The following is a 15,861-nucleotide window of genomic DNA, read 5'->3' on the forward strand; positions in this document are numbered from 1 at the left end:
CTAAACACTTCGTCTAAAAATGGGATTAGAGCAAATGGGTGTTTAGAAGGAGAAATCTATATGTGGTGTAAGAATCTCTCCAAAACAATCCTCATGGGACTCGCCTTGAGCGCATGTCTCGTTGCCGCTAGACCCGGTGCCAACAATACAGACCGCCCGGGCAACGAAACTCCCGCAACAAAAACCCCGGCCAAAGTCCTCCGTTTTCTTGCCCCCTGGACCAACACCAACGCCATCGCCTACGTCAACGGAGATTCCATCGGTGTCATGACTGCCGTAGACAAATACTGCGGCTGGTACGAAACGAAAATCAGCAAACCCGATGGTGAGTTCAGCGTCTATTTCAAGCAGACCGTAGGAAACAAATTCTACAGCGCAGAAGGCGTCGTTTCTAAAGCCCCCGGCACCGAAAACGAAATCAGCCTGGACAGTCTGGCGGCCGAAGGCGACACCCTCTGGATTCGCGCCTATAAGGCAGACGCACCCGCCCTCTTTACCCAATACCCAGGCATCCTGGGAGATTGCCCCACCAGAAAACTCCCCGTCATGATGTTCGACTGGTATGACGGCAGCCGCGACAACCACAAGAAATTCAGGCCCACCACCCGCGACGAAAGCCTCTGCAACCTGGGCGACGGCGCGGACCACTGCACCGACACATTCGGCGGCGTGGGAACCAGCGCAGACTTCGGCGGCGACAACGTAAACCTCTGCTGGCCCAATTCCCCCATGTCCAAGAGGGACTACACCGAAGAAGACCGCAATCTCATTGACTACACCGCCAGTCTCGACCAGGTGCTGGAAGGCATGGTGGAACGCAAACTGGGAAAGAACGGTGTCCCCGTCCGAAATGAGAATTTTGACTGGAAAGGAAAGTGCCGTAACGCAGAACATCTGAATCAATGGTTCCTGCCCGAAACGTTGGTGGTCAAGAATGGCAAGGCCTACACAAACGCCACCTGCCGCAACATGACCCTGCAACTGGACGAAGACGGCATTTGGCGCGCCCAGATGGACAGCGATACAAAATCTTCCGTAGGCGAGGCCCGTGGCGGCATGTTCCTGATCGACGATTTCCAATGGCTGGATTCAGCAAAGACAATTCCCAACCCTTATTACGATTCCATCCCCAGCGGATTCGCCGGCATTGACGGCAGCGGGAAAAGTTCCAGCAACGCCTACCATAATTACGGCATGTCCATGAAGGTGCAGGCCAACTTCGAATATGTCCGCGGCCAGTACTTTGAATTTTTGGGCGACGATGATGTATGGGTTTACATCGACGGAAAGCTAGTGGTGGATATCGGCGGCGTTCACGACAGAAGAAGCCGCGCCGTAGACCTGGACACCCTTGGCCTGATCGAAGGAAATACCTACGTATTCAACATCTTCTACACGGAACGCTACAAGGTCGAAGGGAACTTCAAGATGCGAACATCCATGGACCTGAAAGCCGACGCCAGCCTACTCATCTCCAGCTACGCAGAAAAGAATCTAAAGAGTTACGAAATCTGGCAGGTCAACAAGCGCGACGCCCTGAGCTGCGACTTTTCCAACAGCCAAACTACAACGGATACAACCGGCGGCGCCTCCACCTTCAAGCTGTCCGGAGGAAACCTGGACGACCCTCAGGAGCTGGGAATCGGCGACTGGTACGAAGGCATTCATATCACCAGCGACTCTACGTTCAGCATCGACTCGGCCGCCATCGTCGACAATTACACTCTGGCTCCGGGACATTACTTCCTTGAAATTTCCCTGAAGTCCGATCCCAGTCAGACAACCTCTATTGAGATAACCATCCCCTCTTACAGCATTCCCAGCGTTGCGTTCACCGACAGCACCTGGAAAATCCTGGGACAGGAAATCTCCGGTGACACCCTGCAAATCGGACACTGGGCCAACACCGAATACGACGTGTACATTTCCTTCTTCGAGGATTGGGCACAGGTCAACAATTACAACAAGAAAATTAATTTGTCCATTTCACATCCGGCTGTAGACATCCTTGATACAAATGGGGACGTCATCACTTACGTCAACCTGGACAAGGAGGGCAGAGCCCACTTCAGGATTCGCGCAAACAGTGCCGTCGAGGGAGTCACCTTGGTCGCCAAGGGATCCGCAGCCTCGGCATCCTACTGGAAGAACCTGAACTTCGATAACTCTCCGGAACCCCACATCACCAAGGCCATCATCTTTGATAGGAACGGCGACGGCAGAGCAGACAGCCTTTATATTGAACTGGACAAGAAGCTGGATTCCAAGAACATACTGAATGACATCCAGTTCACGTTTGGAGAATCCTTCCCCACCACAAAGGATTTCGACATTTCTTCTAGCGGAGACGAAATCATCGTCACGGTGGACTGCGACGACAACATCTGCGGTTTCGGCAAGAAGCAATTTACCGGCGGAGAATCCGAAAAATATTTCGGTTCCATCAAGGCCAACTTTACCTACAAGGAAAATGGAATCGAGGAACACTTCAGCCCTTATTACGAAAACATCATCGAAGACGGCATCGGCCCCATCATCGTAAAGGCTGTCGCCGCCAAAAAATCCGATGGAAACCGCGAACTCGCTCTCACTTTCAGCGAAGCCATTACAGACAAATCAAGGGAATATTTCAAGAATCTTTTTGAATACACCTGCATGCGTTCCGGAGTCAACGAAAAGCCGGAATCCGCCATCCAGCAAAGCGGCAGCGACAACACCATGACTCTCATCTTTAGACAGTCTACGGATAACGCCATCCTGCCCACCAACGGCGACCTGATTCGTTTCGCCACCTCCGCAAGCAACACCGCAGAAGACCTGCTGGGCAACGCGCCCCATCGCGACAATCCCTGGGCTACCATCACCGGCAACCAGGAAGTTTCCAACGAAAGTCCGTCCCTCATTACAGTCAGTACCGAAAACGAAATTATTGCCAACCCTGCAGCCACCCAGCCCATGCTCAACGCCGACAGCAACTTGACCGCGCAGGAGATCGGCGAAAAGTACGGCGTGCAGGGCAACCTCCTCAGTTTCAACATCGCAAAAATCATGCTGGACGAAACGGGAGAACAGTTCAACATCCTGGACGCATTCATCGAAAGCCGCACAGGCACCGAAGCCACGGATCGCTACGACACCACCTACACCCTCACCAAGGACGAAGCCCTGGAACAGCTCTTCGTGGACATTAGCGCAGGTATCATTGGCGAATCCTACGGCATCAGCGATGAAGCCGCACAGCTGATTTCCGAAGGAAAGGTGACCGCCAAAAATTACAAAAGCGCCGGCCTGGCCGACAGCGTCATTGAAGCCATCGAGAGCCTTTCCCTGAAGAACTACGAAGACGGCATGAAGGTTACAAAGGTCACCTCCACCACAACAGTTTCGATCCAGGACATTCTGGATTCCATCGCAAGCGGCTGCTTCGACAAGGAACTGAAGGAGGCGGGCATTAGCGATGCCACCTTGCAGGCCATCAAGGACGGAAGCATCGACGAGGCACTCATCAACGAATACCATCTGGCAGGAAATACAGGCAAAGAAATCTTCCTGCGAGAGCATTCAAACCTGATCGTTTCCGCAGATGCAGTCACCCTGAAATACCGCACCCGCTACTACAGCCAGTATGGCGAATACGTAGGCGGAGCCGCAGGCGAAATCAACTGCAACAGCGACCTCTATAAAGATGCGTCCGGTGAAGGTTCCTGCCTAGACCACGAAGGGGAACGCCTCTTCCTGGCATGGAACATGCGCGACAGAACCGGCAGACTGGTCGGAACCGGCGTCTACATCGGACGACTGGAATTAAGAATAGAAGTCAACGGCAAGACCATACTGAACCAGACCCGCGACAAGCTCTGGGGAGTCCGCCGAACAAGGCCGTAACTCCAGACAAAAAGAAATCCCTCCAAACCAACCAAACCAAAAGGACCGCGCGATTTATTTCGCGCGGTCTTTTTGCGCTGACGGAACAGCAAGAAGCCAACCATAAAAAAAAGAGCCCGCGATTACAACCGCGAACTCTCTTACAGTTCCAAGAAAGTCTTACTTGTTTTCTACACAGCGAACGTTGTAGGCACGAGTATCGCCACCCACATGCTGGACTTCGTGAGGTCTATCGCCAGAATAGTTCTTGATACGATAGGAATTGTTGGTTCCGTTATCTTCGTACCAGATATATCCCTGGTCACCTTCATTTCCAAAGCTATTGCCTTCTTCAACGTTCACACGGCCGCCAATGGACCACCATTCATGTTCTACAGCATTATCCAGCGCGAGAACTTCTGCCTCGGTTGGAAGTCTCCATCCAGTGGGGCAGGCGGACAATGCAGCGGCATAGGTATAATACCTGCCATACTTGGCACACATATCAGCACCGTCCTTAGTGGGGCAGAAACTATTGGCCTTGGTTTCGTAATTCAGGTTCTGGGTCATCCAATGAACACCGGCGATAGTCTTCAAGGCGTAGGTCTTGTTGTCTCGCAGGTCAACCATCTGAGTTTCTGTTACGTTGGGCCACACTTCCGCCTCGGAAGAGACTCCAATAACGATGGTTTCCATGCTAGCGCTGGAGGTAACCGCAGCCGCTTCGCACTTTTCGCTCCAGCAGAAAACACCGCTACTAATGTAGGGGGTCTCATAATTGCTGGCAGAAGACAAATACACAGTCTTGTTGACAGTATCTGTTACGGCAGAACCACTAGACTTGACTTCAGCCTGTACCCCAGAATCCTTCTTAGAAGACGATGATGCAGGAGCGTCACCCTGAGGGGCGTTAGAATCGCTGGAAATAGAGCTATCCTGCTCAGCAATTATCACATCAACGTCTGAGATGGTATCGGAACAAGCCGAAATCATGCTCACTACACCCACAAATCCCAATAATGCAGTGATCTTTTTCATAGGCTCAAATATAGTTTACAAAACCATACCTAAACAGCAAAAAGTTTTTTACTATCTTTGTGCTCACTATGACGAACGTTGAAATTTTCGACACCACTTTTGCCATGACCATCCTGGTCATTTTGGCCCTCTGCATCCCCACTGTCCTCTTGGTTGCCAACTGGCTTCTGCATCCGGGCAAAATCAAGGATACCGCCATCAAGGGTACCTCCTATGAATGTGGTATCGCCCATGTATCCGGCACCTCCAGCGAACGCTACCCGGTCAAGTACTACATGGTGGCAATGCTGTTCCTGGTGTTCGACCTCGAAGTTGCATTCCTCTACCCCTGGACCATCCAGTTCCTGGCTGGTGGTTGGGAATTGCTCTTTGTTCTTCTCGCCTTCCTGGTGATTCTCGAAGCCGGTTACTGCTACCTCATGAAGAAGGGCGTGCTGAACTGGACTCGCATTCAGGACTAATTCCTGAATCCACAGATATTCTATCTCAAAAATGGTGGTTGCGACCTTCGGGGCGCAACCACTTTTTCATACCCGACCTTCGGGGCGCAACCACTTTTTCATATCCGACCTTCGGGGCGCAGCCGCATTTTTACTTCCGCCCTGCGGGGCCTATTTTTTGTTTAAACCTCGGGAACTAGAACGCAGACCGGATATAAACAGTCATGCCGAACTTCTCGTAGTCCACCCAGGAAATCTCACCACGGGCGTAAAGCCGTTCCTTCAAGTTAAGGGCCAGCATCCCTCCAAACCCAACAGCCTGATGCCACCGATTCCGTAGAAGTTCGCTAAAGTGGTCACCCACCTTGGCCCCTTCAAAAAAGATATCACCGGCCAGGCGCCAACCTAAATATTTACGCAGTTCCGCCTGTAAAATCAGACTCTGGTTATCGCGAAAAAACAAGCTCTCTACACCGCGAAAGCGTTTCGTTCCATCAGGGCCAGATAGCATGTCAAAGGGAACATCCCCGCTAGCCCTTTGCCAGAGGGCTGCCGTCGCCACGGAGATATTCCAGAACAAGGGCGTGTACCCACGGAGGTCCAGATCCTGAACACCGAAGTCATAATCCCCTAGCCAGTCGCTGTAGAACATCTGCTGCCAGCGAACAAGGAAACCGCTCCGGGTCCAGTTCAAATTGTCGCGGGTGTCGTAACTAAGAATATAGCCGCCCCCATTCCGCCAACCATTATGCAAATCCGGTAAGTCCACATCGGCACAGCGATCCTTGGTGCAGTCATTAAAATCGGTAGACGACCTTTCTGCAATAACCTTCACACCATAATTGAACGACCGGGGCAACCCTATGGAAGACTTCAATTCCGTAGAAAAATGCAGACGTTCTCGATCGAAGCCGATGTACTTGTCGAAGTCCACATCGTTCCCCATGCCGAAGTAACTGCCTACCCAGTTCTGATACCTGAAGTCTACGATACCGCTAATCCTGTCGTGGTACAGATAGAAATAGGGAACCATCAGAAACTGGAACTGCTTTCGGGTAGAACAGTATGCCGTAATATCGATTTCCTGGACCTTACCACCAGGTTCGTTGGGCTTAAAGAACAGAAGCGCCATGGCACCATACTGCAGTTTGGTTTCTTCCGAATAACCTAATATGGGAAGGGCAGAAAATCGCTGAAAATGATCCTCATCATTCTCTAAAGCGAAGGCGGCTGGACCAATACCGCACACCGCAAGGGCCACCACGCTCATAATCTTGCGCAGTAGCTTGCAGTTCTTTTGCGGCACCTTCGGACTCATGGTTCACAATATATATATTAGTGCCGTTATGAACCATATTGCAATTTTTATTGATGCAGAGAACCTGACCAACTGGGTAAGAAACAACGGCGTGCAGTCCTTAATGGACGAACTGCTGCCCCTGGGGCAAATCGTTGTGCGTAAGGCTTACGGCAAGTGGTCAAGCCCCCAGCTGATGCCTCTGCAATCCGCATTGAACGAAAACGGTTTCGAACTTGTCCACACCTTCCATCCTGTCAGCGGAAAGAATTCCACCGACATCAAGATGACCGTAGACACCATGGAAGTGGCCCTGGATTCCCAGGTGCAGTGGATCGTGCTGGCCACCGGCGATTCCGACTTTTCGCCCCTGTTCCGCAAACTCCGCGAACAAGGCAAGGAAGTCATCGGCGTCGGTCCCAAGTCCCCTCTAAGCGAGTGCGTCAAGAATTCCTGTTCCCGCTACGTTTACACCGACGACGCCACGGCCGCCCCCGTGGACGAAGATGAAGAAGAAAACGCCAAGGACAGAAGCAGCCTTATCGTGTCCGAAAAGATCGACTCCATGGAAATGCTCCGCGACATCCTGCAGAAGGAAGACGGCCCGCTGCCCCTTGCCGCCGTCAAGCCGAAAATGCTGGGCATCGACAACGCCTTCAACGAAAAGCGTCTGGGATTCAAGAACTTCATGGACTTCGTCAAGTCGGCAGACTTCGTACAAATCAACGACATCGGCGGCGGATCCTTCACCGTATCTCTCGCCGAGCAGAAAGTCTCTGTGGAAGAAGACGCCCAGATGGTTCTGGCCAAGGCACTCAAGCGCAAGGGCTGGGACATCTTCCCCAAGAACATGCTTAAGAAAATCTACGTGGCCGCCTGCGACCTGAGCTCCTTCGTTCCCATGAGCAAGCAAATGCTGGTAGAAGAAATCGTCGCCATGAACATCCCCGGCACCACAAGCAGTTACATCAACCGCGCCCTGGGAACATTCTTCAAGGCAAAGCTGGTAACCGTCTCCACCAGCGACGATGGCGACAAGCTTTGGACGCTGACCGAAAACAATCAGTACTGGAAGGAAATCGACAAGGCCATGCTGGACCGCCTCCACGTAAGCCTCAAGGAGACCAAGCAGAAGGTTCCCAAGAAGGACGTCATTGCCATGCTTTACGGAAAGTACGCCGAAGGCGAGGCAGAAAAACTCGTTTAGTTTATACTTATTGATATAGATAAATTAAACGTAAATAATTTCCGCATACCTATAAAAAAAGAAGGACTCGCTTTCGCGAGCCCTTTCTTATTGCAGTTCCTAATGTCTAAGCCTTAGTCAACCAGACGAGACGGCATCAGGAGGAAGCTATAGTTCAGGTCTTCACCGACCGGTTCGATAATGCAGGCGCCAAGAGGGCTGTTCATCTTGAGGATAACTTCTTCGCTCTTGCACATGCCGAGGATTTCGGAGAAGTAACGACCGTCAAAGCCCATGCTGAAGTTGCCTTCGCCATTGTGAGTAATGGCCAGTGCTTCGCGGCATTCGCCACCAACATCCGGGTCAGTTGCAGAAAGTTCCATGACGTTGCCGTTCATGTGCAGACGGATCTGGTGAGTGCGGGGATTAGCCATGGGGAGAATGCTCTTGACCTTGCCCTGAAGTTCGGCGCAGTTGGCCTGCACGGTACGTTCAAAGTTCTGGGGGATCACATTGCGGTAGTTAGGATACGGTCCTTCGTACAGCTTGGAAATGATCTGGGTAGAACCGGTGCTGAACAGCACATGGGTTTCGGTAGTGCGAATTTCGATGATATCTTCGCTCTTGGCAATGCGCAGGATCTGCTGCAGAACCTTGGGCTGGATGATAATGCCGCTAGCGAGAGTAGCGCCTTCCTGGTCGATGCTTGCACGGCCCATGCGGTGACCGTCGGTAGCGACCATGGAAACCTTGCCATTGTCAGCTTCGAAGAACACGCCATTCAGGTTCATGCGGACAGAATCGTTGGAAGTTGCAAAAGCGGTCTTTTCGACGAGGAATGCAAGTTCGCTTGCAGCGAAGTTCAGGCTGTCGCCTTCCACTTCCGGGAACGGAGGGAAGTCACCAGCGTCAAAACCCATGATAGAAGCCTGACCGCGTTCGCTCCACTTGATGCGAGCCAGATAATCCTGGACATCGATGCTGATGGTTTCGATAGCGGGATCGCTAAGAGCCTTGATCAAGTCAGAGAACTTGCGGGCGTTGATCACGACTTCGCCATCACGTTCGCCGTTCACTTCCAGCTTGGTCCTGACACCAAGGTTCAAGTCGGTTGCGCAAATTTCCAGGATGTTTCCTTCGAGACGAAGAGAATAGTTGTTCAGAATCTGAAGAGTAGACTTGTTGGGAATTGCGGTAATGGCAGTCTGCAGAGCTTCCTGCAGGTCGGACTTCTTAATATCGAACTTCATCTTAGCCTCTCTGGATTAGCATGGTGCCAACAAAGAAGATTACGGCGAGAGCTCCAAGTACAGCAATAATCTTGGGGTCCAGTGCGTTCTTCTTGTTCGGGGTGAACTTCTTGACTTCTTGTTTAGCGTGTCTACGATCGCGACGACTCATGGTATTTCTCCAAATTTTATACGGATAAAAAACTAATTTTTTTACAGACATTGGAAATCATCTTATGAGTAAAATTCCTTTAAATAAGCTTAAAAATTCGGCTATGAACTTCGCCTCTACCGCACTTTTGCGGGTAGAACTGGCAGCCGAGGAATCTAGGCTCAAAAACCGCTTCCAGGCACTGGGTCAGAAACTTCACGGAGCCGTCCGTGACGACCTTCTTTCCGCCATCAAGGACGACCCGTCCGTGGTAGAAATACTCGGCGCCATCGAAGAACATAAGCGCAAAATCAATTCCTTGCGGGAGCGTATCGACGGTGAAAAAACTTGAAATCCATGTATTCCCCAGCAAGACCACCTCGGGTAAGAGCTACAGCGTATCCCTCCTAGGGGCCATACTCTCTGTATTGAGCGTTTGTGCCGCCGTGGCAGGCTTTATCATGTTCTCTCCCGTCCGCATTATGGATAACATAACAAGCGGAAACGTAACGAACGTCTATCGCCAGAATGCAGCTATCGAAAAGGAACTGGTAGCCGTCCGCGCCTCCGTAGACTCTTCCATCCTCAAGGCCGAAGAAACAAGGCTTCTCCGCGACAGCACCCTGAAAATGGGAGGTCTGGGATTCACCCTGGAAACCACCAGCGACGAAGAACGCGCCGCCCGCAAGCGCAAGAGCCTGATGGAACTGGAAACCACTTTCCGCAAATTGCTGAACGCCCTGGAAAACGATTCCGCCCTGGCCGCCAAGCTGCCCGTACTTCACCCCATGAAGGGTGAACACGCCGTCAAGAAACGCTTTGAAATGGCCTACGATCCCTTTACCGACAGACAACTGCCCCATCGCGGCATCGACTACGTGGCCGTCGAAGGGGACACCGTCTATGCGACAGGTGCAGGTGCCGTCATGGAAGTCCGCAACCATCGCGGTTTTGGCCTGTCCATGAAAATCGAGCATGTGAAGGGCGTACGTTCCTTCTACGCCCACCTAGGGAAATCCCTTGTCCCCCAGGGAAGCTTTGTAAAACGCGGTCAACCCATCGCCCTCATCGGCGAAAGCGGTCGCGAAACGAGCCTCGGCCTGCACTACGAAATCCGACTGTCGGGCAACTCCATCAACCCCGAAAGTTTCTTCATCACCAAATAGGTGGACAGGAACGAGGTCAATATGGCAAATTCCGCTTTTGAACAGAACATCATCGCCATGGTATGGGACTGCGACAAGACGCTCATCAGCTCTTACATGCAGGAACCCCTATTCCGTCATTTCAACGTTGACGGCGCCAAGTTCTGGCAAGAAGTGAACGCCCTAAAAAGCCACTACGCCGCCCAGGGAATTTCCGTCAATTCCGACACCAGCTACCTGAACCACATCTTGACCTATGTGAAGGCGGGGCTGTTCAAGGGACTTTCCAACAAGATGCTCCGTAGCTTCGGCAAGGAACTTGCCTTTTACCCGGGCCTTCCCGATTTTTTCGGCGAAATCAAGAAGCTGATTGAAGAAGATCCGAAATACAAGGCCTTCGACATCCGTCTGGAACATTACGTGGTCAGTACCGGTTTTGCCGAAACGATCCGTGGCAGCGCCATCGCCCCCTTTGTAGATGGAATTTTTGGATGTGAATTCATCGAAGAAGTACTGCAACCCGGTTTTCTGGATGCAAAGGACGCAGCAGGGAACGTCCCTAACGCAAACGAAGTATCCGCAAACGAAATTTCCCAGATCGCCAGCGCCCTGGACAACACTTCCAAGACCCGCTACATCTTCGAAATCAACAAGGGCAGCAACAAGTACCCCGAAACCATCGACGTCAACTCCTCTATCGCACGAGAAGTGCGCCGCGTTCCCTTCCAGAACATGGTATACATCGCCGACGGTCCCAGTGACGTTCCCGCCTTCAGCATCCTGAACAACAATGGCGGAAGCACCTTTGCCGTTTACCCCAAGGGCGACGTAAAGGGCATGCGCCAGGTGGACGCACTCCGCCGCGATGGCCGTGTGCAGATGTACGGCGAAGCGGACTACAGTGAAGCAACGACTTCATGGCTGTGGCTTACGGAAAAGGCCCGCGCCATTGCCGACAAGATCGTGGCTACCAAGCAGGCTGCCATCAAGAATAGCGCCGGCGCCCCGCCCACCCATCTTCAATAAAAAAAGCGGGCTCAGTCCCGCCTTTCTTACATCATCCAGATTTGCTGTTCCGCCAACAGGGCAATGGCCATAGGCAACATGCCGTTTGTCGCAAACTTGTCCTTGACCTTCCTGCGGAACATGTTGACCGTAAAAAGCAAGGCCGCCGCAAGAACGATGACAGATACGTAGGACGCCTTCTCATCGTAAAACTGGCAGACGACACCAAGATAGACGTCAAGACAGATTCCCAGAACAGCCTTCCCCATCAGGAAAAAGGCGACTCCAAGATGGAACTTCTTCTTCTTGGCCATGGTAAAACGCCGGGCGATCTTGTACCCGATACCAAAGCAAAAAAACGGAAGAATATCCATGGTAAAGGTGATTCCGCATTCGGTAACATCAAACGAACCATCAAGAATTTTATGGGCGACGTCCTGCACTCTCGAAACAACGAATACGGCCATGAGAGAAATCCAGAAAAGCTTGCGGATGAAAAGCTTTACCGGCGATTCCCTATTTGCAGAATCTTCCCTTGCCGCCTTGACGGGCTTTACCTTTACTTTCTTTTTTTTGTTAGACTTGTTCGTCTGAATTTCCGCCTCTAACTCATGGATCCGATCCATTACGATCTTGACTCGTTCGTCAGAGGAATCCTTCTTGACGACACCCAAAACTTCGTACAGTTCACCCAACGGTAAATTGTGAATCTTGCCGGCATAATCTTTTAGGTAAAGTTCGTCTTTTAAGTTGATCTGGTCAGACATAGATTTTTCTTCTTCCTGGAGACGAAAGATATTAAAATCTAGAAGACGTGAATCCCGATCTCACTCAGAAAACGGTTCAAGCAGAAGAGACCGAAGCCTAGAAGGAAAATCTGGATGATGATGAACGGTATGGGGTGCTCCCTGAAATGGTAATCACTGCCCTGGTGAGAAATGTTGCCGCGGACAATATTGCTGATAAACCAGGCGAAGAAAATGATGGTGAGGAGCAGGGCCATGCAGGGCAATCTACTAAATTATTGGCTTAGTTGGAGCCGAATAGTTCATCGTACTCTTTGTTGGTGTAGATGATGCCGTCCTTTTCCTTGTAACGGTATGCGGGGAGGGAATCGCCGTTGTCGCACTTGAAAATGGGATCGTAACGGCTCGGTGTATTGCAGACGATGGGAACGATGCCGTACAGAGGGGCGTTTTCATCAGTGGATGCGTAGCTTTTGGAGGCGTTTTCGCATGGAGACGGAACGTATACGGTGCTGTCCTTGCAGTGTACCGAGGGATCGGAATAGAGCACGTAGGGATATTCGCTATTGACGCTGGAAGAGGATTCTCCCATGCCGGAGGAAGACTCTGCGCAGTTACCTTCGGTGCAGTCACCGGTTATGCTGCTGGAGCTGATGTCATAAGTGGGGGCGACGCCGTAGAGTGCGATGACAGCACCACCGCCACATTCTTCATTTTGCTCGTTTGTACAGATGTTTTCGCCACCTTGGATGTATTCCGCCTCGGTGCCGCTATCGTTACAGCCGGCCCAGAAGCTGGCGGCGATACTCAAGGTGATTTTTCCCCAATGTTTCCTGATGGACATAGAGCCTCCTGGTTTCCCAAATTCCTTACGGTTAGAATATAGACTTTGGCGAAACTTTTTTGATGCGCTGGCTGAAAAATATGTTGTACAATTTGTCAACGGTTGGGGGCGTTGCGGGGGCGTGCCCCCGCAGAGGGGGTAGCAAAAGACCTTAAAAAGGGCTTGAGCGAGGGGGAGGCTTCCCCCGCATAAAAATCATATTATATATTTATGGTCCCCAGGTCTCGCGTTGGCAGGCAGTCGGTACTTTCCGTCAAGAAGCGCGCGGGGCTCGGACAGGGCCCATACTTTTGGACCGGTCTTGGGGCCAAAATCTATTATCGTGTCTATCAAGTTTTGTCGAACTTTTAGGAGTTTTAATGGCAAATAAGTGTAAGCGCGGGATTTTGATTAGCAAGACGCCTTATGAAAAGCGTATCGCTATCATGGAAGACGGTGAACTCGTCGAATTGGTAGTGGAAGGCGTTTCTTCTAATCGAGTTCTGGGCAATATTTATAAGGGCGTGGTCCAGAAGGTGCTTCCGGCACTGAAGGCTGCGTTCATTGACATCGGCCTGGAGAAGGCCGGCTTCCTCCATCAGGAAGACGCCGTCGATCGCAACGAACTGCTTCGTCGCGAATACGGTGACGATGATGACGAAGGCGGTTCCTCCAAGGAAGTGCCTATTGATGAAATCCTCCACGAAGGCCAGGAAATCATGGTCCAGGTGGTTAAGGAACCCATCAGCACCAAGGGTGCCCGTCTGACCACCCATCTCAGCTTTGCCGGCCGTTTCCTGGTCTGCATGCCGGGTACCAACTTTATCGGTGTGTCCAAGCGTGAACGTGATCCGGCCAAGCGCCGCGAATTCAAGAAGGTGGTCCGCCGCCTGAAGGGTCGCGATGTGGGCTATATCGTACGTACCAACGGCTTGAACGAATCCGAATTCGAAATCAACAAGCAGATGCGTGAACTGGAAAGCAAGTGGGAACAGACGAAGTACAACTTCGAAAACCAGCCTGCCGAAACCTGCATCTACGAAGAATCTGATTCCATCGAACAGACCGTCCGCGAATACTTTGGCGATAACACCGACTACGTGTATATCGACAACCGCGACGAATACTTCGCCCTCCGCGACTACCTGAAGGTTCTGTCTCCGGACAAGCTGGACAAGGTGAAGCTGTGGAGCAGCAACGAAAGCCTGTTCGAATACTTCAAGATCGAAAACGACTATGCACGCTCTCTCCAGCGCCAGGTCCCGCTGCCCCGCGGTGGCAACCTGGTCATCGAGCAGACCGAAGCACTGGTGTCCATCGACGTGAATACCGGTCCCAAAGTCCACGGCAAGGACCAGGGTAAGATTATCCTGGAAACCAACATCGATGCTTGCCACGAAATTGCAAAGCAGCTCCGTCTCCGCGACGTGGGCGGCCTGATCATTATCGACTTCATCGATATGGAAACCGAAGCCGACAACGAGACCGTCTACCAGGAATTCCGCAAGGCAATCCGTCGCGACAAGGCTCCCATCACCCCCGCCCCCATTAGCCAGTTCGGCCTGATGGAAGTGACCCGTAAGCGCGTCCGCGTGAACCTGATGACCGAAAAGACTCAGGTATGCCCGGTCTGCTGCGGTGGTGGCCGTATCGCTACCCTGGAAAGCACTCTCGGCATGATTGACCGTTGGATGGCTCGCGCCAAGGCCAAGGGCAAGCTCCGCGAAGTGACTCTGGTGGTCAGCCCCTTCGTTATCGACGTGATGTGCAAGGACCTGAACCGCATGTACAACTATCTGGAGTACAAGCACGGCATGAAGATCAACCTGGTGGAAGACGAACATGCCCACATCAACCAGTTCTGGATGTACGACAAGAACAACGAAGATATTACAGACCTGTACAACTTCGCTTAATTTGTCTAAAACAATCTAACGAAATAGAAAGGGCCTCGGATTCATCCGAGGTCCTTTTTAACGTACCCGCCAGGAGCCTGTTTTGTCGGAACCCTCGCGGTAAACAACACCCATTTGCTGTAATTTAGACATTTCCCGTTCTACAGTTCTCGACGAAACTTTCAACTTCTTGGCAATCTGCTCAACAGTCAGCGTTTTTTCTCGCAGATAATCCAAAATTTTGTTCTGTCGGATAGAAAGTTCCACACTTGCGGCATCATCCCCCTTTTCTTTAAGGGATTCTGCAATGTTTTTAAGCAAATCCAGGATTCCCTGCAAAAGGAACTCCACAAAGGGGCCCGCCTCGCCTGCCTTTATGGCCTTCACAAAGGCAAAATAGTAGCGACGTTGCTGATCTTCGTCCCAATGTTCCCGGGTTAGGTTCGAAAGAACGGGACTCAGCTTCTTCAGGAGCAACGATTGCCAGAGCAATCCCATGCGGCCATTGCCATCCTTGAAGGGGCGGATGTAATCCAGGGCGTAATGGAAAATGCAGGCCCTGATCAGCAGGTGGTCCTCGCTTTTCTGGAGCCACTGGAAAAGTTCCTGCATCATGTAAGGCACTTCGCTTGCAGGGGGCGCCAGGTGGATACACATCTTGCCGTTGAAAACGCAGCCGTTCCCCGTCCTGAAAGATCCCCCGTCAGGCTGGTTCGCCCCCGCCAAGTCGGCATGGGCCCGCAAAAAATCCGACAGCGAAAACACGTCGTAATCCCCCTGAAAGGGTTCATCGCAGAGGTCTCTACCGACGCCGCAGTCAAAGCCGCGATGCCCCTGACGGCCTTCCAGCCAGGCCTCGCATCGGGTCGCCAAAACGGAAATCTCGATAGCCAGATTCACAATCTCCATGCTCAACTTTAAGGACGGACGATACATAATTTACCCCGACATATACATAGACAAATACAACGTCATATAGACCGACAGGAATAATATACATCCCTTGATATTGATAGTCAAGAGGGGAATGAGCGGTGAGGCA

The 15,861-nt window shown here is 51.7% G+C and carries 15 protein-coding genes; 7 read left to right on the plus strand and 8 right to left on the minus strand.

Annotation, left to right across the window (positions count from 1 at the left end; translation table 11 throughout):
* Positions 1-60: 60 nt before the first annotated feature.
* Entirely contained in the window at positions 61-3,885 is a 3,825-nt protein-coding gene (locus BUB38_RS12950) for a fibro-slime domain-containing protein (protein WP_073161163.1), read from the plus strand.
* 159 nt (positions 3,886-4,044) lie between these two features.
* Here the strand turns inward: BUB38_RS12950 and BUB38_RS16795 are convergent, their stop codons facing one another.
* Entirely contained in the window at positions 4,045-4,902 is an 858-nt protein-coding gene (locus tag BUB38_RS16795; protein ID WP_083542179.1) for an FISUMP domain-containing protein, read from the minus strand.
* Positions 4,903-4,970: 68 nt separating this feature from the next.
* Here BUB38_RS16795 and BUB38_RS12960 point away from each other — a divergent pair, with 68 nt between their 5' ends.
* Complete coding sequence (locus BUB38_RS12960) at positions 4,971-5,363, plus strand: NADH-quinone oxidoreductase subunit A (RefSeq protein ID WP_073161165.1); 393 nt, start codon at positions 4,971-4,973, stop codon at positions 5,361-5,363.
* Positions 5,364-5,538: 175 nt separating this feature from the next.
* Here BUB38_RS12960 and BUB38_RS12965 read toward each other — a convergent pair whose 3' ends face one another.
* Positions 5,539-6,660, minus strand: a complete 1,122-nt coding sequence (locus BUB38_RS12965; RefSeq protein WP_073161166.1) for a BamA/TamA family outer membrane protein — start codon at positions 6,658-6,660, stop codon at positions 5,539-5,541.
* Between the two features lie 28 nt (positions 6,661-6,688).
* On the opposite strand from BUB38_RS12965, the gene BUB38_RS12970 reads away from it, so the two are divergent.
* Positions 6,689-7,846 carry an NYN domain-containing protein gene (locus BUB38_RS12970; RefSeq protein WP_073161167.1) on the plus strand — a complete coding sequence of 386 codons (1,158 nt, stop codon included), beginning with the start codon at positions 6,689-6,691 and terminating at the stop codon, positions 7,844-7,846.
* A 113-nt stretch (positions 7,847-7,959) separates the two neighbouring features.
* On the opposite strand, the gene dnaN is transcribed toward BUB38_RS12970, so the two are convergent.
* Together dnaN and BUB38_RS16420 are read right to left on the minus strand one after the other, a co-directional pair.
* Complete coding sequence (dnaN, locus tag BUB38_RS12975) at positions 7,960-9,075, minus strand: DNA polymerase III subunit beta (RefSeq protein ID WP_073161168.1); 1,116 nt, start codon at positions 9,073-9,075, stop codon at positions 7,960-7,962.
* A gap of 1 nt (position 9,076) precedes the next feature.
* Entirely contained in the window at positions 9,077-9,226 is a 150-nt protein-coding gene (locus BUB38_RS16420) for a hypothetical protein (RefSeq protein WP_158236529.1), read from the minus strand.
* A 64-nt stretch (positions 9,227-9,290) separates the two neighbouring features.
* On the opposite strand from BUB38_RS16420, the gene BUB38_RS12985 reads away from it, so the two are divergent.
* From BUB38_RS12985 to BUB38_RS12995, 3 genes are read left to right on the plus strand one after another with little or no spacing between them, the layout of a single operon-like run.
* On the plus strand, positions 9,291-9,557 hold the full coding sequence (locus tag BUB38_RS12985; protein ID WP_139258452.1) for a hypothetical protein: 267 nt from the start codon (positions 9,291-9,293) through the stop codon (positions 9,555-9,557).
* Positions 9,544-10,371, plus strand: a complete 828-nt coding sequence (locus BUB38_RS12990; protein ID WP_073161171.1) for a M23 family metallopeptidase — start codon at positions 9,544-9,546, stop codon at positions 10,369-10,371. Before BUB38_RS12985 ends, BUB38_RS12990 begins: the two co-directional genes overlap by 14 nt.
* A 21-nt stretch (positions 10,372-10,392) precedes the next feature.
* Positions 10,393-11,376, plus strand: coding sequence for an HAD family hydrolase (locus BUB38_RS12995; RefSeq protein ID WP_073161172.1), 984 nt, complete (start codon positions 10,393-10,395; stop codon positions 11,374-11,376).
* 26 nt (positions 11,377-11,402) lie between these two features.
* On the opposite strand, the gene BUB38_RS13000 is transcribed toward BUB38_RS12995, so the two are convergent.
* Genes BUB38_RS13000 through BUB38_RS13010 form a run of 3 tightly spaced genes read right to left on the minus strand, consistent with a single transcriptional unit; the run spans position 11,403 to position 12,945 of the window.
* Positions 11,403-12,122: a hypothetical protein gene (locus tag BUB38_RS13000; protein WP_073161173.1), complete on the minus strand. Its 720-nt coding sequence runs from the start codon at positions 12,120-12,122 to the stop codon at positions 11,403-11,405.
* 38 nt (positions 12,123-12,160) lie between these two features.
* A complete protein-coding gene (locus BUB38_RS13005; protein ID WP_073161174.1) occupies positions 12,161-12,358 on the minus strand; it encodes a hypothetical protein in 198 nt (65 codons plus the stop codon).
* Positions 12,359-12,384: 26 nt separating this feature from the next.
* Positions 12,385-12,945 (minus strand): hypothetical protein, encoded by a 561-nt coding sequence (locus BUB38_RS13010; protein ID WP_073161175.1) that lies wholly within the window; start codon positions 12,943-12,945, stop codon positions 12,385-12,387.
* Between the two features lie 359 nt (positions 12,946-13,304).
* Here BUB38_RS13010 and BUB38_RS13015 point away from each other — a divergent pair, with 359 nt between their 5' ends.
* Entirely contained in the window at positions 13,305-14,840 is a 1,536-nt protein-coding gene (locus BUB38_RS13015; RefSeq protein ID WP_073161176.1) for an Rne/Rng family ribonuclease, read from the plus strand.
* A 57-nt stretch (positions 14,841-14,897) separates the two neighbouring features.
* On the opposite strand, the gene BUB38_RS13020 is transcribed toward BUB38_RS13015, so the two are convergent.
* Positions 14,898-15,755 (minus strand): Fic family protein, encoded by an 858-nt coding sequence (locus BUB38_RS13020; RefSeq protein ID WP_083542181.1) that lies wholly within the window; start codon positions 15,753-15,755, stop codon positions 14,898-14,900.
* Between the last annotated feature and the right edge of the window lie 106 nt (positions 15,756-15,861).

The organism is Fibrobacter sp. UWH5, from assembly GCF_900142505.1.
Classification (GTDB): domain Bacteria; phylum Fibrobacterota; class Fibrobacteria; order Fibrobacterales; family Fibrobacteraceae; genus Fibrobacter.

Excerpts from the sequence above, each read along its gene's own strand:
- BUB38_RS13015 (WP_073161176.1), top strand. The coding sequence starts at position 13,305 with ATGGCAAATAAGTGTAAGCGCGGGATTTTGATTAGCAAGACGCCTTAT.
- BUB38_RS16420 (WP_158236529.1), bottom strand. The coding sequence starts at position 9,226 with ATGAGTCGTCGCGATCGTAGACACGCTAAACAAGAAGTCAAGAAGTTC.
- BUB38_RS12965 (WP_073161166.1), bottom strand. The coding sequence starts at position 6,660 with ATGAGTCCGAAGGTGCCGCAAAAGAACTGCAAGCTACTGCGCAAGATT.
- BUB38_RS12995 (WP_073161172.1), top strand. The coding sequence starts at position 10,393 with ATGGCAAATTCCGCTTTTGAACAGAACATCATCGCCATGGTATGGGAC.
- BUB38_RS12970 (WP_073161167.1), top strand. The coding sequence starts at position 6,689 with ATGAACCATATTGCAATTTTTATTGATGCAGAGAACCTGACCAACTGG.
- BUB38_RS12960 (WP_073161165.1), top strand. The coding sequence starts at position 4,971 with ATGACGAACGTTGAAATTTTCGACACCACTTTTGCCATGACCATCCTG.
- BUB38_RS13020 (WP_083542181.1), bottom strand. The coding sequence starts at position 15,755 with ATGTATCGTCCGTCCTTAAAGTTGAGCATGGAGATTGTGAATCTGGCT.
- BUB38_RS13010 (WP_073161175.1), bottom strand. The coding sequence starts at position 12,945 with ATGTCCATCAGGAAACATTGGGGAAAAATCACCTTGAGTATCGCCGCC.
- BUB38_RS13005 (WP_073161174.1), bottom strand. The coding sequence starts at position 12,358 with ATGGCCCTGCTCCTCACCATCATTTTCTTCGCCTGGTTTATCAGCAAT.
- BUB38_RS16795 (WP_083542179.1), bottom strand. The coding sequence starts at position 4,902 with ATGAAAAAGATCACTGCATTATTGGGATTTGTGGGTGTAGTGAGCATG.
- BUB38_RS12950 (WP_073161163.1), top strand. The coding sequence starts at position 61 with ATGTGGTGTAAGAATCTCTCCAAAACAATCCTCATGGGACTCGCCTTG.
- dnaN (WP_073161168.1), bottom strand. The coding sequence starts at position 9,075 with ATGAAGTTCGATATTAAGAAGTCCGACCTGCAGGAAGCTCTGCAGACT.
- BUB38_RS12985 (WP_139258452.1), top strand. The coding sequence starts at position 9,291 with ATGAGTAAAATTCCTTTAAATAAGCTTAAAAATTCGGCTATGAACTTC.
- BUB38_RS13000 (WP_073161173.1), bottom strand. The coding sequence starts at position 12,122 with ATGTCTGACCAGATCAACTTAAAAGACGAACTTTACCTAAAAGATTAT.